This window comes from Bradyrhizobium arachidis (genome assembly GCF_024758505.1).
In the GTDB taxonomy this organism is placed as follows: domain Bacteria; phylum Pseudomonadota; class Alphaproteobacteria; order Rhizobiales; family Xanthobacteraceae; genus Bradyrhizobium; species Bradyrhizobium manausense_C.
This window is the reverse complement of record NZ_CP077970.1, coordinates 8,112,923-8,133,252: the sequence shown is the minus strand read 5'-3', so window position 1 is coordinate 8,133,252 and position 20,330 is coordinate 8,112,923. Positions and strand designations below refer to the sequence as shown.

General features: G+C 65.0%; 16 protein-coding genes. 10 read left to right on the top strand and 6 right to left on the bottom strand.

Translation table 11 applies throughout. From position 1 onward, the window contains the following. Positions 1 to 55: 55 nt before the first annotated feature. The 4 genes from hemH to KUF59_RS37725 all read left to right on the top strand — a co-directional run bounded on the left by hemH (position 56) and on the right by KUF59_RS37725 (position 3,850). Positions 56 to 1,090 carry a ferrochelatase gene (gene hemH / locus KUF59_RS37740; RefSeq protein WP_212460352.1) on the top strand — a complete coding sequence of 345 codons (1,035 nt, stop codon included), beginning with the start codon at positions 56 to 58 and terminating at the stop codon, positions 1,088 to 1,090. Positions 1,091 to 1,131: 41 nt separating this feature from the next. Then, positions 1,132 to 2,109: an ABC transporter substrate-binding protein gene (locus KUF59_RS37735; protein ID WP_212460353.1), complete on the top strand. Its 978-nt coding sequence runs from the start codon at positions 1,132 to 1,134 to the stop codon at positions 2,107 to 2,109. 276 nt (positions 2,110 to 2,385) lie between these two features. Further along, on the top strand, positions 2,386 to 3,384 hold the full coding sequence (locus tag KUF59_RS37730; protein ID WP_212460354.1) for an SPFH domain-containing protein: 999 nt from the start codon (positions 2,386 to 2,388) through the stop codon (positions 3,382 to 3,384). Between the two features lie 22 nt (positions 3,385 to 3,406). After that, entirely contained in the window at positions 3,407 to 3,850 is a 444-nt protein-coding gene (locus KUF59_RS37725) for an NfeD family protein (protein ID WP_212460355.1), read from the top strand. A gap of 158 nt (positions 3,851 to 4,008) precedes the next feature. Here KUF59_RS37725 and KUF59_RS37720 read toward each other — a convergent pair whose 3' ends face one another. After that, a complete protein-coding gene (locus tag KUF59_RS37720; RefSeq protein WP_212460356.1) occupies positions 4,009 to 4,335 on the bottom strand; it encodes a winged helix-turn-helix transcriptional regulator in 327 nt (108 codons plus the stop codon). A 71-nt stretch (positions 4,336 to 4,406) separates the two neighbouring features. Between KUF59_RS37720 and KUF59_RS37715 the strand changes: the two genes are divergently transcribed. Then, a complete protein-coding gene (locus KUF59_RS37715) occupies positions 4,407 to 4,949 on the top strand; it encodes a carboxymuconolactone decarboxylase family protein (RefSeq protein WP_212460357.1) in 543 nt (180 codons plus the stop codon). A 1-nt stretch (position 4,950) separates the two neighbouring features. Here the strand turns inward: KUF59_RS37715 and KUF59_RS37710 are convergent, their stop codons facing one another. Further along, positions 4,951 to 5,958: a KpsF/GutQ family sugar-phosphate isomerase gene (locus KUF59_RS37710; protein WP_212460358.1), complete on the bottom strand. Its 1,008-nt coding sequence runs from the start codon at positions 5,956 to 5,958 to the stop codon at positions 4,951 to 4,953. A 189-nt stretch (positions 5,959 to 6,147) separates the two neighbouring features. Here KUF59_RS37710 and KUF59_RS37705 point away from each other — a divergent pair, with 189 nt between their 5' ends. Continuing rightward, complete coding sequence (locus KUF59_RS37705; protein ID WP_212460359.1) at positions 6,148 to 7,890, top strand: outer membrane beta-barrel protein; 1,743 nt, start codon at positions 6,148 to 6,150, stop codon at positions 7,888 to 7,890. Between the two features lie 140 nt (positions 7,891 to 8,030). On the opposite strand, the gene KUF59_RS37700 is transcribed toward KUF59_RS37705, so the two are convergent. Both KUF59_RS37700 and gltB read right to left on the bottom strand, forming a co-directional pair. Further along, on the bottom strand, positions 8,031 to 9,482 hold the full coding sequence (locus KUF59_RS37700) for a glutamate synthase subunit beta (protein WP_212460360.1): 1,452 nt from the start codon (positions 9,480 to 9,482) through the stop codon (positions 8,031 to 8,033). A 143-nt stretch (positions 9,483 to 9,625) separates the two neighbouring features. Next, positions 9,626 to 14,359 (bottom strand): glutamate synthase large subunit, encoded by a 4,734-nt coding sequence (gltB, locus tag KUF59_RS37695; RefSeq protein WP_212460361.1) that lies wholly within the window; start codon positions 14,357 to 14,359, stop codon positions 9,626 to 9,628. Between the two features lie 499 nt (positions 14,360 to 14,858). Here gltB and KUF59_RS37690 point away from each other — a divergent pair, with 499 nt between their 5' ends. Further along, positions 14,859 to 15,629: a hypothetical protein gene (locus KUF59_RS37690; RefSeq protein ID WP_212460362.1), complete on the top strand. Its 771-nt coding sequence runs from the start codon at positions 14,859 to 14,861 to the stop codon at positions 15,627 to 15,629. 155 nt (positions 15,630 to 15,784) lie between these two features. Here the strand turns inward: KUF59_RS37690 and KUF59_RS37685 are convergent, their stop codons facing one another. Both KUF59_RS37685 and KUF59_RS37680 read right to left on the bottom strand, forming a co-directional pair. Continuing rightward, a complete protein-coding gene (locus KUF59_RS37685; protein ID WP_212460363.1) occupies positions 15,785 to 16,555 on the bottom strand; it encodes an alpha/beta fold hydrolase in 771 nt (256 codons plus the stop codon). A gap of 183 nt (positions 16,556 to 16,738) precedes the next feature. Further along, complete coding sequence (locus tag KUF59_RS37680; protein WP_212460364.1) at positions 16,739 to 17,209, bottom strand: Hsp20 family protein; 471 nt, start codon at positions 17,207 to 17,209, stop codon at positions 16,739 to 16,741. Positions 17,210 to 17,426: 217 nt separating this feature from the next. Here KUF59_RS37680 and KUF59_RS37675 point away from each other — a divergent pair, with 217 nt between their 5' ends. The 3 genes from KUF59_RS37675 (at position 17,427) to KUF59_RS37665 (ending at position 20,322) form a co-directional block, all read left to right on the top strand. Then, entirely contained in the window at positions 17,427 to 18,374 is a 948-nt protein-coding gene (locus tag KUF59_RS37675; RefSeq protein ID WP_212460365.1) for an alpha/beta hydrolase, read from the top strand. 183 nt (positions 18,375 to 18,557) lie between these two features. Further along, positions 18,558 to 19,580 carry an adenylate/guanylate cyclase domain-containing protein gene (locus KUF59_RS37670; protein WP_249140561.1) on the top strand — a complete coding sequence of 341 codons (1,023 nt, stop codon included), beginning with the start codon at positions 18,558 to 18,560 and terminating at the stop codon, positions 19,578 to 19,580. Positions 19,581 to 19,596: 16 nt separating this feature from the next. Continuing rightward, a complete protein-coding gene (locus KUF59_RS37665; RefSeq protein WP_212460367.1) occupies positions 19,597 to 20,322 on the top strand; it encodes a class I SAM-dependent methyltransferase in 726 nt (241 codons plus the stop codon). Positions 20,323 to 20,330 lie beyond the last annotated feature (8 nt).

Here is a 20,330-nt window from a genome sequence, read left to right as displayed (position 1 = left end):
GCGAAAACCGCCTTGCCTTGACAAGTTCGGTGCAACGCGCGAACCCACGGCAGTCATGACCTCCGTCCTCCCCACCGGCACGTCGAAGCCAGCCGCATCAGGCGCGCAGCGCGTCGGCGTGCTGCTGGTCAATCTGGGCACGCCCGACACTGCCGATGCCCCGGGCGTCCGCGTCTACCTCAAGGAATTCCTGTCCGACGCTCGCGTGATCGAGGACCAGGGGCTGGTCTGGAAGCTCATTCTCAACGGCATCATCCTGCGCCGCCGCCCGCGCACCAAGGCGCTCGACTACCGAAAAATCTGGAACAACGAGAAGAACGAGTCGCCGCTCAAGACCATCACGCGCTCGCAGGCCGAGAAGCTCGCGGACGCGCTCGCCGACCGGACGCATGTCGTGGTGGACTGGGCGATGCGCTACGGCAATCCGTCGATCCGCGCGGGCGTCGAGGCGCTGATCGCGCAAGGCTGCGACCGTATCCTGGCGGTGCCGCTCTATCCGCAATATTCGGCCTCGACTTCGGCGACGGTGTGCGACGAGGTGTTTCGCGTGCTGTCGCGCCTGCGCGCGCAGCCGACGTTGCGGGTGACGCCGCCCTATTACGACGACGAAGCCTATATCGAGGCGCTCGCAGCCTCGATCGACGGCCATCTCGCGACGCTCACCTTCAAGCCCGAGCTGATCGTCGCCTCGTTCCACGGAATGCCCCAGAGCTATGTCGACAAGGGCGACCCCTATCAGGACCACTGCATCGCCACCACCAACGCGCTGCGGCGCCGCCTGGGGATGGACGAGACAAAGCTGCTGCTGACCTTCCAGTCGCGGTTCGGCAATGACGAGTGGCTGCAGCCCTATACGGACAAGACCATGGAGCGTCTCGCGCGCGAAGGCGTGCGCCGCATCGCCGTGGTCACGCCGGGTTTTGCCGCCGACTGCCTGGAGACGCTGGAGGAGATCGCGCAGGAGAACGCCGAGATCTTCAAGCACAATGGCGGCGAGCAGTTTGCCGCGATTCCCTGCCTCAACGACAGCGATGCCGGCATGGACGTCATCCGCACGCTGGTGCTGCGCGAGCTGCAGGGCTGGATTTGAAAAGGCTGGATCTGAAGAGGCTGGATCTGACGGGAATTCTCATGAAACGGCGCGATGTCCTGGCGCTTCTCGGTACGGCCCTGGCGCTCCCGTTTCCGGCACGGGCGCAGTCGCAGGCCGGTCCACGCCGCCTCGGTGTCCTGACCGTGACGGCGGCGGATGATGCGATCGGCCAGACCCGCACCGCCGTCCTCCTCGAAGCACTCGCCGCGCGCGGCTGGAAGGAGCAGGACAATCTCCAGATCGACTGGCGCAGCGGCCGCGGCGACCGCGCCCTGATCGGGCGCTTTGCCGGCGAGCTGGCCGGGCTCAATCCGGACATCCTGCTCGCGATCGGCACGCCCTCGGTGGAAGAGTTGCGCAAGCGGGCCGGGACGACGCCGATGGTCTTTGCCGTCGTCACCGATCCCGTCGGCCAGGGCTTTGTCGAAAGTCTCGCCCGTCCCGGCGGCAGCGTCACCGGCTTCACGGACTTCGACGGTCCGATGGCCGGCAAATGGCTGGAGATGCTGACCCAGGTCACCCCAAAGGTCAGCCGTGTGCGCGTGGTCTACAATCCCGCGACCGCGCCGTTCGCCGGCCTCATGCTGCATACGATCGAAGATGCGGGACGCGCGCTCGGCGTGGCGGTCGAGGCCGTCACTGTCACCGACGCGGCATCGATCGCGGCACTGGCCGGGCGGACGGATTCAGCCCTGCTCGTGCTGCCGGATTTCTTCACGCTCGCCAACCGCGCGCGCCTGCTGGCGGCGGTCGATGAGGCTCGCATCCCGGCCGTGTACTGGAGCCGTAGCTTCGTCGAGGAGGGCGGGCTGATGTCCTACAGCACTGATAGCGCCGAGCAGATGCGGCAGGCCGCGTCCTATATCGATCGCATCCTGAAGGGAGCGAAGCCGGCCGACCTGCCGGTGCAGAACCCCACGAAATTCGAGCTGGCGGTCAATCTGAAGACCGCGCGGGCGCTGGGGTTGACGATCTCGCCGTCGCTGCTCGCGATCGCCGATACCGTGGTTGAGTAGCGCGTGGCTCCTTGTCTGAGCATGATCTCCGCGCAAACGCGTTCCGCGTTTGTCGCGAGGGAAAACCGCTGCACACTTTTCCGGATCATGCTCTAGGTTGCCGCCGTGCCGTTTCAAGGGCCTGCTCGCCAATACTTATCGGCGGCCGTTCCGCCTCCGTACTTCTTGTGGAAACGTGCTCCCGCGCCGACGTGAATCGCGACCGCTGAACCGGTAGGGTGGCGATCCCGACCAATCAACGGCGCGGGAAACGCATTTTCCCGCCTTGGAGGAGCTATGAGCGGTTTCGATTTTTTCGCGATTGCGCTGGTATTGCTGGTCATTGTCACGCTGCTGGCCGGCGTGAAGACGGTGCCGCAGGGCTATGACTGGACCATCGAGCGATTCGGCAAATACACCCAGACGCTGAGCCCGGGGCTCAACCTGATCGTGCCCTATTTCGATCGCGTCGGGCGCAAGATGAACATGATGGAGCAGGTGATCGACATTCCCGAGCAGGAGGTGATCACCAAGGACAACGCGACCGTGACGGTGGACGGCGTCGCCTTCTACCAGGTGTTCGACGCGGCGAAGGCGAGCTACGAGGTCGCCAATCTGAACAACGCGATCACTGTGCTGACCATGACCAACATCCGCTCGGTGATGGGCTCGATGGATCTCGACCAGGTGCTGTCGCATCGCGACGAGATCAACGAGCGCCTGTTGCGCGTGGTCGATGCCGCGGTCTCGCCCTGGGGCGTCAAGGTCAACCGCATCGAGATCAAGGACATCGTGCCGCCGGCCGACCTCGTCGAGGCGATGGGGCGGCAGATGAAGGCCGAGCGCGTCAAGCGCGCCGACATTCTCTCTGCCGAAGGCCAGCGCCAGTCCGAGATCCTGCGCGCCGAGGGCGCCAAGCAGGGCCAGATCCTCCAGGCCGAGGGCCGCCGCGAGGCTGCCTTCCGCGATGCCGAGGCGCGCGAGCGCCTGGCCGAAGCCGAAGCCAAGGCGACCCTGGTGGTGTCGGAAGCCATCGCCAAGGGCGACGTCTCGGCGTTGAACTATTTTATCGCCGACAAATATATCAAGGCGTTCGGACAACTCGCGGACTCACCGAACCAGAAGGTCATCATGCTGCCGGTGGAAGCCATGAGCATGCTCGGCTCGCTCGCCGGCATCGGCGAGATCGCGAAAGCCACGTTCGGCGAGAGTGCTGCGGCCGCGTCCGCCGCCGCCCGACGTGGCTCGGTGCCGCCGACCGGCCCCACGCCGCCGGCCGTGCCGCCGAGGCCTTAGATTTTTTCACAGAGGTCGTGTCATGACCGAGATGTTCGTTACGTTGGGGACCTGGAATTGGCTGATCTTCGGCTTCATCTTGATGGGGCTGGAGGTGTTCGCGCCCGGCGTCTTCCTGTTCTGGCTCGGGCTTGCGGCGCTGCTGGTCGGGCTGCTGTCGTTCGTGTTTCACCCGGCCTGGCAGGCGCAGCTCGTGATGTTCGCGGTGTTTGCGGCAGCGGCAGTGCCAGTGTGGCGCCGGCTCGCGCGCGGCCGCACGGACGCGAATGCGAGCCCGTTCCTCAACAAGCGCGCCGACGCGCTGTTGGGACGCGAGTTCACGCTGGAGAAGCCGATCATCGACGGAAGCGGCACCGTGCGTCTCGGCGACACCATCTGGCGCGTTGCCGGCCCGGATACACCGGCCGGCACCAGGGTGAAGGTGGTGCAGGTGGACGGGGCGAATCTCACCGTGGCGGCGGCGTAGCTCTTTCCACCCTCCCCTGGAGGGGGAGGGTCGATCGCGCGAAGCGCGAGCGGGGTGGGGTGATCCCTCCACTCGGGCACCGCTTCAATGGATAGTCTGTCACCCCACCCCGGCGCTACGCGCCGACCCTCCCCCTCCAGGGGAGGGTAAGAGGGCGCTCACTTCCGCCACCGCTCCGCAAAGCGATGCAGCGGCATGAACGTCTCGCATAGTTCGCGGCCGAGCGGGGTCAGGCCGTAACCGCTGCCATCGCTTAGCTCGATGAACCCCGCATCTCGCAATTCGTCGAGTCGGGTCTGCAGCACCGTCGGTGAGGCCTCGTCGCAGGCGGTGCGCAGTGCGCGCGAGGTGAGGGGGGCTTCGCGCAGCTCCCACAAAATCCGTAACGCCCAGCGCCGGCCGAGCAGATCGAGCAGCGCCATGATCGGACGCCCCGTGCGCGAGCCGCGCACGCCACGCTGTTTCGACACCTGCTGCTTTGCCATCCGGCCCCCCTTGCGCGATGCTACAAATAGTGTAGCGTATTGCTACTATAATTGTAGCAAAGAGGCCGGCCATGTCAGCACGCATTGCACCGCTCGAGCCGCCATATCCACCGGAAGTTCAGGCCCAGTTCGACCGCATCATGCGCGGCGCGCCGCCGCTGACGCTGTTCCGGGTGATGGCGGGCCATCCGCGCGCCTGGGACAAATTTCGCGCCGGCAGCCTGCTCGATCCCGGGCCGCTCTCCCTGCGCCAGCGTGAGATCGTCATCGATCGCACGACCGCACTGAATGGTTGCGAATATGAGTGGGGCGTGCATGTCGCGATTTTCGCCGGGGCTGCGCACCTCACCGAGGAGGAGGTTCGCGCCACGGTGCTGGGCAATGCGAACTCGCCGTGCTGGTCACCGGCCGAGCAGGCCATGATCGCGGCGGTCGAAGCGCTGCATCATCGTGCGACGCTCGATGAACCCGAGTTCGCAGCGCTGTCGGCGCATTACGACAACGCGCAGATTCTGGAAATCATGCTGCTGTGCGGCTTCTATCGTACCGTGTCGTATCTCGCGAACGGGTTGAGGCTGCCGCTGGAGGGGAAGGCGGCGCGGTTTCCGCGCTAGCCTACGCCACCCCCGCGCGCAGCAGATCGTGCAGATGCACGATGCCGACCGGCTTGTTCGCTTCCGTCACGATCAGCGTCGTGATCTTGCGTGAGTTCAAGACCTCGATCATCTCGGTCGCCATCATCGAGGGCGGCACGGTTTTTGGCTGCTTGGTCATGATCTCGTCGACCGCGACCGTGAGCAGGTCGGGGCGCATGTGGCGGCGCAGATCGCCGTCGGTGATGATGCCCGCGACGTCGCCAGTGGTGTTCACGATGCAGACGCAGCCGAGCCCCTTGGCCGACATCTCGACCACGGCATCCGACATTTTTGTGCCCATCGGCTTGACCGGGATCTCCGCGCCCGTGCGCATGTAGTCGCGCACGAATTTCAGCATCGCGCCCAGCTTGCCGCCGGGATGGAAGTGGGCGAATTCCAGCGCGGTGAAGCCGCGGCCTTCCAGCAGCGCGATCGCGATGGCATCGCCGATCGCGACCTGCATCATGGTCGAGGTGGTTGGCGCCAGATTGTGCGGGCAGGCCTCGCGCGCCTTCGGCAGTTCGATCACGATGTCGGCGGCCTGGCCCAGCGAGGACGCCGCGTTCGACGTCACCGCGATCATCGGGATCGCAAAACGCGCCGAATAGTTCACGAGGGTCTTCATTTCCGGCTGCTCGCCGGACCAGGACAGCGCCATGATGACGTCGTCGGCAGTGATCATGCCGAGGTCGCCATGGGCGGCTTCGGCGGTGTGGACGAAGAAGGCCGGCGTGCCGGTCGAGGCCAGCGTTGCCGCGATCTTGCGCGCCATGTGGCCGGACTTGCCGAGCCCGGTGACGATGACGCGGCCCTTGGCTTGCCGGATCATCTCGACGGCTGCCGCGAACGTCGCGCCCAGCGGGCCCTTCAGGGCCGCGGAGAGCGCGCTGATGCCGCTTGCTTCCGTCTCCAGCGTGCGGAGCGCGGATTCGACGGGTGAAGAGGCGGGGCCGGATGATGAGGTCATCAGCGGTTTCGAACTCGGCATTTTTCTATCCAGGGAGGTGGGCGTTCGCCCGTCGCCGCCTCCTTAGCACGGCCGGGACGGAGAGGCGACGTAACCCGTTCCGCCCTCAACGGCTCATTAACCATAATTGTTTTAACTCCATTAACGACGTTTTCCGCGAAACGGTGGAACTCGTCCTCGAAGCGTATGAATTCGTTGGAGTTTTCCATCGTGGGGTCGCCTCCAGGCAGGGGCCGGAGCAAGCGCGCGCATCTCGTTCGCGCCGCCTTGCCGTGCCTTGCGCTGATCGCCCTCAAGGCCGCGCCGGCGGCGGCGCAGACCATGACGACACCGGACCTCTTCAATCCCAACCGGGGCGGCTTCGTTGCGCAGCAGAACCTGCCGACCCGCAAGACGACGACCGACACCGCCAGCACGATCGACCAACCCTCGGTGCCCGGCAGCGAGCTCAACAAGCTGAAGGAGCCGCCGCCCGCGCCGACGCGGATCGGCCAGCTTCCGAGCTACGATCTGAAGCCCGCCAGCGGCGCTGCGGCCTCCGGCTATGACTCGCTGAACCGCAAGCGCACGCAGCCAAAATATTATCCGGGGCAGGCGCGGCCAAAACGCTCGCCGGGGCCGGGCACGCCGCCTCCGCCGACACCGGTGCGATCGAGCACGGGTCAGCCGCCGCCGATCGCGCCGCCGCCCTCGGTCAACGCCGCCAAGACGCCGGTGCCGCCGGCAATGGCCGGCAACGTGCCGGGCCAGCCGCCGCGCCGCCGCCTCAAGCCCGACGACGATCCGTTCGGCGCGGTCGGCGATTACGCCGGCTCGTTCCTGCTCAAGGGAGCGGTCGAACTCTCCACCGGCTACGACACCAACCCCGCGCGCCTCAACAAGCCGATCGGCTCGCCGTTCTACATGATCGCGCCGGAGTTTTTGGCGGTGTCCGACTGGGAACGCCACGCACTGGTCGCCGACCTCCGCGGCTCCTTCACCGGTTACACCAACACGCTGCCCGCGACCATCGACGGCGCCGCTTCGCCCGCGCCTGTCGACATCGACCGTCCGGATTTCACCGGCCATATCGACGGCCGCCTCGATGTCGACCGCGACCTCAAGCTGACCTCGCAACTGCGCCTGCGGCTTGCGACCGACAATCCCGGCAGCCCGAACATCCAGGCCGGCCTCGCCAGGTATCCGGTCTATGCCACCTTCGGCACCACGGTTGGCGTCGACCAGACTTTCAACCGCCTCCAGCTCTCCGCCGGCGGCACCGTCGATCGCACGGCCTACACGGACTCCAAGCTCACCGACGGCTCGACCTCCAGCAACGACGACCGCAACTACAACCAGTATGGTGGCGTCGGGCGCGTCTCCTACGATCTCAAGCCGGGCCTGAAACCGTTCGTGGAAGTCGAGGGCGACACCCGCGTGCACGACCAGCCCGCCGACCGCAACGGCTACTTCCGTGATTCCAACGGCGGCTATGCCAAGGTCGGTACGTCCTTCGAGTTCTCGCGCATCCTCATCGGCGAACTCTCGATCGGCTACACCGCGCGCAACTATGTCGATCCGCGCCTCAGCCAGTTGAAAGGCCTGCTCACGACGGGCTCATTGGTGTGGAACGCGAGCGGGCTCACCACGGTCAAATTCATCACCGACACGCAAATCTCCGAAACCGCCGTCCCCGGCGGCTCGGGCGTCCTGGTGCGCACCTACACCGCCGAGGTCGACCACGACTTCCGTCGCTGGCTGACTGCCATCGGCAAGTTCACCTACGGCACGCTCGACTACCAGGGCCTGAACCGCAACGACAAGACCTACTCGATGCAGGGCGACCTGATCTACAAGCTCAACCGCAACCTCTGGATCAAGGGCACGCTGCGTCACGACATTCTGCAGTCGAATGTCGTGGGCGCGGGTTCACAGGGGACGGTGGTGATGCTGGGGGTGAGGTTGCAGAATTAGCCCCGCTGTCATGCCCCGCGAAGGCGGGGCATCCAGTACGCCGTGGCTTCTCCGTACTACGTCGCTGTCTCTGGAATACTGGATCGCCCGCCTTCGCGGGCGATGACAGTCTCAATCGTGGTGGTCAGCTCGCGCCAAACTCAGCGCGGCAGGTCCGTCTTCCCCATCAAAAACGTATCGATCGACCTGGCGCACAGCCGTCCTTCGCGGATGGCCCATACCACCAGCGACTGGCCTCTGCGCATATCACCGGCGGAGAACACGTTCGGACGCGAGGTCTGGTAGTCCAGCGTGTTGGCCTTGACGTTGCCGCGCGGGTCGAGGTCGACCGCGAGCAGTTTCAACAGGCCCTCGTGCACGGGGTGCACAAAACCCATGGCGAGCAGGATGAGCTCGGCGTCGAGCTCGAACTCGGTGCCGGGAAGCGGCTTGAACTTGTCGTCGACGCGCACGCAGTGCAGCTTCTTGACCTTGCCGTTCTCGCCCGAAAACTTTTGCGTCAGCACCGCGAATTCGCGCACCGCGCCTTCGGCCTGGCTGGAGGAGGTCCGCATCTTCAAGGGCCAGTTCGGCCAGGTCAGCGCCTTGTTCTCGTGCTCGGGCGGGGCCGGCATGATCTCGAGCTGGGTCACCGACTTGGCGCCCTGGCGCAGCGAGGTGCCGATGCAGTCGCTTCCGGTGTCGCCGCCGCCGATCACGACGACATGCTTGCCGCCGGCGAGGATCTCGGTGACCCCGTTCAGCGGCTCCTCGGAGACGCGGCGGTTCTGCTGCGGCAGGAAGTCCATCGCGTAGTGGACGCCGTCCATCTCGCGGCCGGGGATCGGCAGGTCGCGCGGCGCTTCCGCACCGCCGGTGAGCGCGATGGCATCGTACTCGTTCAACAGCTCGCGCGGATCGACGTTGCCGGTGGCGCCGACATGGCTGTTGTAGTGGAAGGTGACGCCCTCCGCCACCATCTGCGCGACGCGGCGGTCGATGACGCCCTTCTCCATCTTGAAGTCGGGAATGCCGTAGCGCAGCAGGCCGCCGGCCTTGGCGAACTTCTCGTAGACATGGACGTCGTGGCCGGCGCGCGCGAGCTGCTGCGCGCAGGCGAGCCCAGCGGGACCCGAGCCGATCACGGCGACTTTCTTGCCGGTCTTTTCCGCTGATATCTCCGGCTTCAGCCAGCCATTGTCCCAGGCGCGGTCGACGATCGCGCATTCGATGGTCTTGATGGTGACGGGGTTGTCGTCGATGTTGAGCGTGCAGGACGCTTCGCACGGCGCCGGACAGATGCGCCCGGTGAACTCCGGAAAATTGTTGGTCGAGTGCAGGTTGCGCGAGGCCTCTTCCCAGTTGCCCTGATAGACGAGGTCGTTCCAGTCCGGAATCTGGTTGTTGACGGGGCAGCCGGGCGTGCCGGGCGCGACCGAGCCGGTGCCGTGGCAATAGGGAATGCCGCAATTCATGCAGCGCGCGGCCTGGTCGCGCGTTTCCTTCTCGCTCAAGGGAACGACGAATTCCTTGAAGTGCTTCAGACGATCGGCGACCGGGGTGTACTTGCGATCATACCGTTCGATTTCGAGAAAGCCCGTAATCTTGCCCATTAAACCCGAAGTCCCTGCCGCTTAGTTCGTTTGTTGTTTCCTCACCGTCATTGCGAGGAGCGAAGCGACGAAGCAATCCAGGCTATCGCCCGAGGAGAGATTCTGGATTGCTTCGCTACGCTCGCAATGACGGGTTCCGATACTTACGCCCCGATCGCGATTTTCGGCTCGGCGTCCGCGTTGGCGGCCATTTCGCGCAGCGCGCGCCGGTACTCGACCGGCATCACCTTGCGGAATTTGGGCAGCCAATCCTTCCAGTTGGCAAGGATTTCGGCGGCGCGCTTGGAGCCGGTGGCTTTCGCGTGGCGCGAGATCAGGACGTGCAGCCGCTCGACGTCGGAGTCGAGCAGGTTCTTGAACACGTCGACCCGGCCATGCGCCTCGAGGTCACCGGAGTGGTTGTAGGTGCCGGCGTTGATCAGCTCTTCCGACAGCACCGGCTCGAGCTCGACCATGCTGAGGTTGCACAGCTTGTCGAAGTCGCCGGTTTCGTCGAGCACGTAGGCGATGCCGCCGGACATGCCGGCTGCAAAATTGCGCCCGGTCTTGCCGAGCACGACCACGATGCCGCCGGTCATGTACTCGCAGCAATGATCGCCGGCGCCCTCGACCACGGCGACGGCGCCGGAGTTGCGCACCGCAAAGCGTTCGCCGGCGACGCCGCGGAAGTAGCACTCGCCCTCGATCGCACCGTACATCACGGTGTTGCCGACGATGATCGACTCCTCCGGCACGATGGCGCTGTTGCGCGGCGGCTTGACGATGATCTTGCCGCCCGACAGGCCCTTGCCGACATAGTCGTTGGCTTCGCCTTCGAGCTCGAAGGTGACGCCGTGTGCCAGCCACGCGCCGAACGCCTGGCCCGCGGTGCCCTTGAGGCTGACATGGATCGTGTCATGCGGCAGGCCGGCATGACCGTAGATCTTGGCGACCGAACCCGACAGCATCGCGCCGGCGGAGCGGTTGGTGCTGTTGATCTCGGCCTCGATCTTGACCGGTGCGCCGCGGTCGAGCGTGGCTTGCGCCTTCTCGATCAGCTTGCGGTCGAGCACGGCCTCCAGGTGATGGTTCTGGAGCTCCGAATGATAGATCTTCTGGCCCTTCTCTTCCTTCTGCTTCACGAACAGCTTCGAGAAGTCGAGGCCCTTGGCCTTCCAATGCGCGACCAGCCTGGTCTGGTCGAGCAATTGGGTCTGGCCGACCATGTCGTTGAACTTGCGGAAGCCGAGCGCGGCCATGATCTCGCGCACTTCCTCGGCGACGAAGAAGAAGTAGTTGATCACGTGCTCGGGCTGGCCGGTGAAGCGCTTGCGCAGGACGGGATCCTGCGTCGCGACGCCGACCGGGCAGGTGTTGAGATGGCACTTGCGCATCATGATGCAGCCCGCCGCGATCAGCGGGGCGGTGGCGAAGCCGAACTCGTCGGCCCCGAGCAGCGCGCCGATCACGACGTCGCGGCCGGTGCGGAAGCCGCCGTCGACCTGGACCGCGATGCGGCTGCGCAGCCGCTCGCGCACCAGCGTCTGGTGGGTTTCGGCAAGGCCGATCTCCCAGGGCGAGCCGGCATGCTTGATCGAGGTCAGCGGCGAAGCGCCGGTGCCGCCCTCGAAGCCCGCGATGGTGACGTGGTCGGCGCGCGCCTTGGCGACGCCCGCGGCCACCGTGCCGACGCCGATCTCGGAGACGAGCTTGACCGAGACGTCGCCGGTCGGGTTGACGTTCTTGAGGTCGTAGATGAGCTGCGCCAGATCCTCGATCGAATAGATGTCGTGATGCGGCGGCGGCGAGATCAGGCCGACGCCGGGCGTCGAATGCCGGACTTTTGCGATGGTGGCGTCGACCTTGTGGCCGGGCAATTGGCCGCCTTCGCCGGGCTTTGCGCCCTGCGCCATCTTGATCTGCATCATGTCGGAGTTGACGAGATACTCCGTGGTGACGCCAAAGCGGCCCGAGGCGACCTGCTTGATCGCCGAGCGCATGCTGTCGCCGTTCGGCATCGGCTTGAAGCGGTCGGATTCCTCACCACCCTCGCCGGTGTTCGACTTGCCGCCGATCCGGTTCATGGCGATCGCCAGCGTGGTGTGCGCCTCGCGCGAGATCGAGCCGAAGCTCATCGCGCCGGTGGCGAACCGCCTGACGATGTCCTTGGCCGGCTCGACCTGGTCGAGCGGCACCGGCTTGCGCTTGTCTTCCTCGGCGCTCTTGATCCGGAACAAGCCGCGTAGCGTCAGCAGACGCTCGGACTGCTCGTTGAGGATCTTTGCGAAGGCGCGGTAGCGCTCCTGCGAATTGCCGCGCGCGGCGTGCTGCAGCAGCGACACCGACTCGGCCGTCCAGGCATGGTCCTCGCCGCGGGTGCGGTAGGCATATTCACCGCCGACGTCGAGCGCGCTCTTGTAGACCTGCGCGTCGCCGAAGGCGTCGGCATGGCGCCGCACGGCCTCTTCGGCGATCTCGCCGAGGCCCACGCCCTCGATGCGGGTGTGGGTGCCTGCGAAGAACTTGGACACGAAGTCCGCCTTGAGGCCGACCGCGTCAAAGATCTGCGCGCCGCAATAGGACTGATAGGTCGAGATGCCCATCTTGGACATCACCTTCAGCAGGCCCTTGCCGATCGACTTGATGTAGCGCTTGACGACTTCGTAATCGCTGAGCGAGCCGGGCAGGCGATCCTTCATCGCGATGATGGTCTCGAACGCGAGATAGGGGTTGATCGCCTCCGCGCCGTAGCCGGCCAGGCAGGCGAAGTGATGCACTTCGCGCGGCTCGCCGGATTCGACGACGATGCCGACCGAGGTGCGCAGTCCGACGCGGATCAGATGATGATGCACGGCCGCGCAGGCGAGCAGCGCCGGGATCGGGATCCGGTCGGTGCCGACCATGCGGTCGGACAGGATGATGATGTTGACGCCCTCGCGCACCGCGGCTTCAGCGCGCGCGCAGAGCTCGTCGAGTACCTGGTCCATGCCCGCCGCACCCAGGCCGGCGTGGAAGGTGGTGTCGAGCGTGCGCGACTTGAAGTGGGAATCGCCGAGGTCGGCGATCGAGCGGATCTTTTCGAGGTCCGCATCGGTCAGGATCGGCTGGCGCACTTCGAGGCGCTTGGTCGAGGCGAGGCCTTGCAGGTCGAACAGGTTCGGCCGCGGTCCGATGATCGAGACCAGGCTCATCACCAGCTCCTCGCGGATCGGGTCGATCGGCGGGTTGGTGACCTGCGCAAAATTCTGCTTGAAGTAGGTGAACAGCGGCTTCGGCTTGGCCGACAGCGCCGAGACCGGCGTGTCGTTGCCCATCGACCCCGTCGCTTCCTCGCCGGTGGAGGCCATCGGCGTCATCAGGATGGTGATGTCTTCCTGGCTGTAGCCGAACGCCTGCTGCCGATCCAGGAGCGGCAGGTTGGAGCGCACGCCGGTGGCGGTCGCTTCGGGGAGCTCTTCCAGCACGATCTGGGTGCGCTCGAGCCATTCGGCGTAAGGATGGCTCTTGGCGAGCTCGGCCTTGATCTCGTCGTCGGGAATGAGGCGGCCCTGCTCGAGGTCGACGAGCAGCATCTTGCCCGGCTGCAGCCGCCACTTGGTGACGATCTGGTCCTCCGGAATCTTGAGCACGCCCATTTCGGACGCCATCACGATGCGGTCGTCCTTGGTCACGAGATAGCGCGCGGGCCGCAGGCCGTTGCGGTCGAGCGTGGCACCGATCTGGCGGCCGTCGGTGAAGGCGATCGCGGCGGGGCCGTCCCACGGCTCCATCAGCGCGGCGTGATATTCGTAGAAGGCGCGGCGCTTCTCATCCATCAGGGGATTGCCGGCCCACGCCTCCGGAATCATCATCATGACGGCGTGCGGCAGCGAGTAGCCGCCCTGCACCAGGAATTCGAGCGCGTTGTCGAAGCAGGCGGTGTCGGACTGGCCTTCGTAGGAGATCGGCCAGAGCCGGCTGATGTCCTTGCCGTAGAGCTCCGAGCTCACGGAAGCCTGGCGCGCAGCCATCCAGTTGACGTTGCCGCGCAGCGTGTTGATCTCGCCGTTATGCGCGATCATCCGGTAGGGATGCGCCAGGGACCAGGTCGGGAAGGTGTTGGTCGAGAAGCGCTGGTGCACGAGCGCAAGCGCGCTCTCGAAGTCCGCCTCATGCAGATCGGGATAGTACTTGCCGAGTTGGTCGGCGAGGAACATGCCCTTGTAGATCACGGTGCGGCAGGACAGCGAGCAGGGGTAATAGCCGGCAAGGCCGCGGTCGCGGCGCTGGTAGATCGCCTGCGAGATCGACTTGCGCAGGATGTAGAGCTTCCGCTCGAACTCGTCCTCGGTCTTGGCGGCGCCGTTGCGGCCGATGAACACCTGCATGCAGGCGGGCTCGGTCGGCTTCACGGAGACGCCGAGCGAGGAGTTGTCGGTCGGCACGTCGCGCCAGCCGAGCAGCTTCAGGCCTTCCGCCTTGATCTGGTCGGCGATGATGCTCTTGATGACGTTGCGCCAGGCGGTGTCGCGCGGCATGAACAGCGCGCCGATCGCATACTCGCCGGGCTTGGGCAGCGTGAAGCCGAGCTCCTTCGCCTTGCGGGCGAAGAAGGCGTGCGGAATCTGCACCAGGATGCCGGCGCCGTCGCCGAAGCGCGGATCGGCACCGACCGCGCCGCGATGCTCGAGGTTGCAGAGGATGCTGAGCGCGTCGGAGACGATCTCGTGCGACTTCTTGCCCTTGATGTTGGCGATGAAGCCGACGCCGCAGGAGTCCTTCTCCAGGCTCGGATCGTAGAGACCTTCAGCAGGGGGGCGGAACGTATGCGCCTCAACCGGATCGGTCGTTTTCGAGGCGACCGTCGCCGACAGCTCTTCTGCCACGATGTTTGCGCGCTCGAATTGCGACCCGTTCATTGTCCTCGTCCTCTCCATGCGGCGAGACGCCTCACCGCCGTGATCGGCGCACCTTGGGCGTCCCGCGGCACCCGCAAAGTGGGCCACCGCTCGTCCGTTGCGAGCCGCATTTTCTTAAATTCAGGCCAAGGCGTTCAACGTCCCCGACGAACGGCTTTGCCTGTAACTTCTTGGCGCGCGAAGGCGCCATTTTTCGCTGCAAGCCCCATGCCGGGTTTGCAGGCAAATTGAGACAGTCTTCCTGTCCTAACGATCACTTTGCCAAACTTTTGTCTATCACACAAGCGCGCGGAAGTCCCCGATTCCGAACGTGTCAGCCACCGCTTTCCAGCACGTCCGCCCCGGATTTGAAGCAAACGTGCCGCGATCCGGCCCAAGGGAGGTCGAAGGGAGGCCGGAATCCCCGCGGATGCTTCGGATCAGCCCTCGACCAGGCGCGCCACGCTCCAACAAGCGAAAGAGCGCCGCCATCGGGAGGCCTGACAGGAGCGTCTCGACCATGAAGTTTTTCACAGGATGTGTGGCTGCGGCCACGCTGGTTCTGGCGGTATCTGCTGCCGATGCGCAGGTGCTGGTGCGTTCGCCCTATGTGGCGGCCTCGGATTTCGACGGTCCCTACGGTCCGCCGGGCCCGCCGCCGCCCCCGCCACGGCAAGGTTACGGCTATGGCTACGGTTCCTCTTACGGCTATGAGCAGGCGCCGGGGCTGCTGCCGGCGACCGAGGTCTACGCCGTGCTGCGCGAAAACGGCTTTTCGCCGCTCGGCATCCCGCGGCTGCGGGGCACTGTCTACACCATCACCGTGATCGACCGCCGCGGCGACGACGGGCGGCTGGTGATCGACGCCCGCGACGGCCGGATCCTGCGCTTCGTACCTGCCTACGGCGCGGAGCCGGCCTATGAGGAAGGCGCGCTCGCGCCCTACGGGGCGCAGGCTGCGCTGCCGCCGCCGACTGCCATCCGCAGTGCGGTCCCGCGGCCCCCGGCCCCGGTGCCGCATGTCGCAAGCCGCAGCGTGCCACTGCCGAAGGCAGCACCCCACCGCGGCGAGACCCCGGTGGCTGTGGCCCCGGCGGCTGTGGCTAAGCCGGTCGTGTCCGAGCCGGCGCCGCAGGCTCAGCCTGCGCAGCCGGCACAGCAAACCGCCGCCACGCAAGCGAAGCCCGCCGAGTCCGCGCGACAGGCCGCCGCACCAACCGTAGGCCAGGCCAAGCCAGCCCCGACGATTTTGCCGACGCAGGGCATGCCGGCCGCGCAGGGGCTAGATTAGGCGCGTCGCTTCGGCTCGCGTGATTGAGGGAAGTCACGCGCCACCACCCACAGTGTCGTCCCGGCCTGCGCCGGGACGACGTTGAGGTGAGAGGTGCGCAAAACAAAAACGCTCCGGTTGTCCGGAGCGTTTTTCGTCTGTGCTGATGCGGCCGGTCAGCTCTGCCCGTATCCTGCCGCCTTCAGGATCAAATTCGCGACCTCCTTCGGATGCGACACCAGCGAGAGGTGGCCGGCATCGAGCTCGACTGTGGTCGCCTTCATCCGCTTGGCAAGGAAGCGTTCGAAATCGGGATTGATGGTGTCGTCGTTCTTCGACACGGCGTACCAGCTCGGCTTCGAATGCCAGGCGGCTTCGGTGGTGCGGCCGGCAAAGATCGAGGCAGCGGTGGGCCATTGCACGGCGTAGAGCTCCTTCGCCTTGTCAGGCGCGACGCCATTGGCAAAATATTTTAGAAAGGCATCCTCCGAGAGCTTCGTGTAGCCGTCGTGCTCGACGATGCCAGCGCGCACCGGGCCGGTCGGGAATTGCTTGGACAGCGCGACAAAATCCTCGTTCGCGTCGGGCGCACGCGCCGCGATGTAGACGAGGCCGGTGACTTTCGGATCGGTGCCGACCTGGCTGATCACGGTGCCGCCCCAGGAATGCGCGACCAGCACGGTCGGTCCATCCTGCTCGGCAAGCGCGCGCTTGGTCGCATCGACCGAATCGGACAGCGACGACAGCGGATTCTGCACGGCGGTGACGTGCAGTCCGGCGGCCTGCAGGATCGGGATCACCTCCGACCAGCTCGATCCGTCGGCCCAGGCGCCGTGCACCAGCACGACGTTCTTCGCCTTCACCGGCGGTGCCGATTGCGCGTGAGCGAGGTTGAGGGGAGCGGCCAAAAGGCTCGCGGCGACAAAAAGGCTGCGCCAAAGTTTCACGATCGGTCTCCGTCTTTCTTGGGTCAGGTACCGCAAAGGACGAATCGCAAGGCGCAGACGTTACGCGCTTCACCGTTCCGTGATGCGGCGCGAACACATCCAAGGCAACAATGTGAACGCAAACAAAAACGCCCCGGGGCACCGGGGCGCTTTCGCAACTTGGATCGTTGAAGTCGTGCTCGCTTAGGCGGCGGCCTTCTCGGCCGAGCCCTCGATCACCGGCGCGCCTTGCGCGACCGTGTTGATCGCGATCTGGCGCGGCTTCTTGGCCTCCGGAATCTCGCGTACGAGGTCGACATGGAGCAAGCCGTTCTCGAGCGAGGCATTCTTCACCTGCACGAAATCGGCAAGCTGGAAGGCGCGCTCGAAGGCACGCGCGGCGATGCCGCGGTAGAGCACTTCGGACTTGCTGTTCTCGTTGGCGACTTTCTCGCCCTTGATCGTCAGCGTGTTTTCCTTCGCGACGATGGAGAGCTCATCCTTGGCAAAGCCGGAGACCGCAACCGTGATGCGGTAGGCGTTCTCGCCGGTGCGCTCGATGTTGTAGGGGGGATAACCGGGGCTGCCGTCCGAGGTCGCCTGGTCGAGCAGGGAGAAGAGGCGGTCGAAGCCGACGGTGGAACGATAAAACGGGGTGAGGTCGTAGCTACGCATATAAAAGTCCTCCATTGAGCGACTATGTGTAAACCCGCCCGCCAATCGGGCCGGGCATGTTGTGTGCAGCCTGATGTTTCGGTTCCGAAACACTGGTAGCGGCCTGCACGAAAATGATATGGGTGGACAGAGACGGCGTTCAAGAGGGCGATATCGGCGCCTTTTCGGCGCTTCCGCCCCTTGAATTGCAGTACTTCCCGCCCAAGCACTTCCAATCATGACGCTGGTCTCGATCCCCGCCAATCCCGTTCCCGAAGACGTCGTCAGCGGCACCATCAGGACGCCCGACGGCGCCGAGCTGCGCTTTGCGCGCTGGGCCCCGCCGGCGGGCCGCAAGGGCACGGTCTGCGTCTTCGCCGGACGCACCGAATACATCGAAAAATATTTCGAGACGGTGCGAGACCTGCGCGACCGCGGTTTTGCGGTGGCGATGATCGACTGGCGCGGGCAGGGCCATTCCTCACGCCGCCTGCGCGATCCGCGCAAGGGCTATGTGCGCGACTTCGCCGACTTCGAGGTCGACGTCGAAACCTTCGTGCAGCAGGTGGTGCTGCCGGATTGCCCGCCGCCGTTCTTCGCGCTGGCCCATTCGATGGGCGGCGCGGTGATGCTGCGCGTCGCGCATTCCGGCAAACGCTGGTTCGATCGCATGGTGCTGTCGGCGCCGATGATCGACCTGCCGGGCCGCACCACCGCACTTCCGACGCGGATGCTGCTCAAGACGCTGCGCCTGATGGGGCAGGGCGGCCGCTACGTGCCCGGCGGCAACGACCGCCTTACCGGAATGGATCCCTTCATCAACAATCCCCTGACCAGCGATCCCGTGCGCTATGCCCGCAATGCCGCGGTGCTGGAGGAAGATCCGACGCTTGGCCTCGCCTCGCCGACCATCGCCTGGGCCGATACTGCGTTCCGCGCCATGAATACCTTCAAGGGCATGAACTACCCCTCGGAGATCCGCCAGCCGATCCTGATGCTGGCGGCTTCCAACGACACCGTCGTATCGACCGCGGCAATCGAGGAGTTCGCCTATCACTTGCGCGCCGGCTCGCACCTCGTGATCGCCGGCGCCAAGCACGAGATCTTGCAGGAGCAGGATCGCTACCGCGCCCAGTTCTGGGCCGCGTTCGATGCCTTCGTGCCGGGCACGCCACTGTTCGGCTAGGGCCCCACGTCGTCTCAGACGCCTGACGCGGTCCGCCCGGCAAGCCTCAATCTTTGACGTGTCCTCTCTTCCTGTCCCGCGATATGCTGCTGACAGGCTTTAGGGGCTCGGTCTGAAGTGACTGATACAGAGCGCAGGCTGGTCGCGATTTTCGCTGGCGACGTCGAAGGATATAGCCGATTGATGGGGGCCGACGAGGTCGGGACCCTCCGGAGCTTGACGCATCGGCGGGCCATCCTCGACCGCCTGATTGCGGTTCATCGAGGCCGCATCGCCAATACCGCCGGGGACAGCGTGCTGGCAGAATTCGGCAGTGCTGTTGAAGCTATTCAATGCGCGGTGGAGGTGCAGGCAGCGCTGGCCGAGGCCAATTCCGGTCTGTCACTCGAGCGTCACGTCAACTTCCGCATTGGCGTGCACGTTGGTGATGTGATGGTCAGGGGAGGCGACCTCTTTGGCGATGCCGTCAATATCGCTGCGCGCCTTGAGGCACTCGCCGAACCGGGAGGCGTGTGTGTTTCCGATGACGCGTACCGACAAATACGCGGCAAGGCGAATGTCATCCTTGAAGATTTGGGTTCGCGATCTCTGAAGAATATCTCGTATCCGATGCGAATCTGGCGCGTTCGGATGAACAGCGACGTTCAATCAGTAGCGCCAAAGACCGCCAGATTGACGCGCCGCCTCGCCGCAATCCTCATCGCGGACGTGGACGGCTATACCAGCTTTGACGAGGCGGTCGCGCTGGAGCGGCTCAGCGCGCTTCGCTACGAAATCATCGAGCCCAGTATCGCACAGCATGATGGCCGGCTGTTCAGGGTCAATGGCGACGCCTTCCTGGCAGAATTTCCCACTGCGGTTCAGGCGGTGGGTTGCGCCATGGCCATTCAGGCGGAAACCGAGCGGGTAGCCGCCGCGGCTGGCGACAACAAAGGCATGCGGCTGCGTATAGGAGTCCACGTTGGAGATGTCATAACGACAGGTGAAGACTTGACGGGCGACAACGTGTTCATCGCAGCGCGTATCGAAAGCATGACTGCGGCCGGAGGCATTTCGATCACCCGTGCGGTTCACGATCAGGTCCGTGACTGGATCAATGCATGTTTCGTCGACATGGGCGAAATCGCTCTCAAGAACGTCGCGCGCCCCATGCAAGTATTTAGCGTTTCCCCCGCAAGGCAAGCGGGATCGACAGACATCGATTAGGCGAAGACCGATAATCATGCCGAATGCTTCTAAATCAGACGAACGGGTAGGCTGGGAACTGATATGGCGACACGGCAACGGACATCCCCGCTACGGGAGCTACGCCGCCCCTGATCCAGCCGTGATGGAATGGGCGGCAACCATTGCAGCAGGAGGTTTCGTGCTGGATCTTGGCTGCGGGGTTGGACGGCACGTGATCCATCTGGGCGGTTGCGGGTTTCGCATGGCGGGAATCGACATCTCGCCGAGCGGCATTCGGTTGACCCAGGAAGCGTGCGCGGACAGTCGGATCAGTTTTGAGGGACAGGTTTCCGACATGACCACGGTGCATTGGCCGGACCGAACATTCGATGCTGTCTTGTCGACATCGACGATCCATCATCAGAAACGGGAAGAGATCATACGGACGCTTGGCCAGGTCAGGCGCGTACTCAAGCCGGGCGGATTGTTGCTGGTCGATTTTCCCTGTACCGACGGTCTCGATTATCAGCTGTTGCGCGAGCGGGTCGCCGCCGGGCAGATCGCCGAAATCGAACCCAGCACCTTTGTCGACCAACGTCCTGATCTCGATGAGATGGACGATGACTTCCTGCCTCATCACTATTGCGATGAAGACGATTTGCGCGATCTGCTGCGTTTATTCCAGATCATCGGGTTGCGGAAGGCCATGCGTAAATCGCACGACGGTGCGGGCATGAGGGGCAAATGGGTCGCTTCGGTGCGGCGCCCCTTGGCCGACTGAACGTCGAT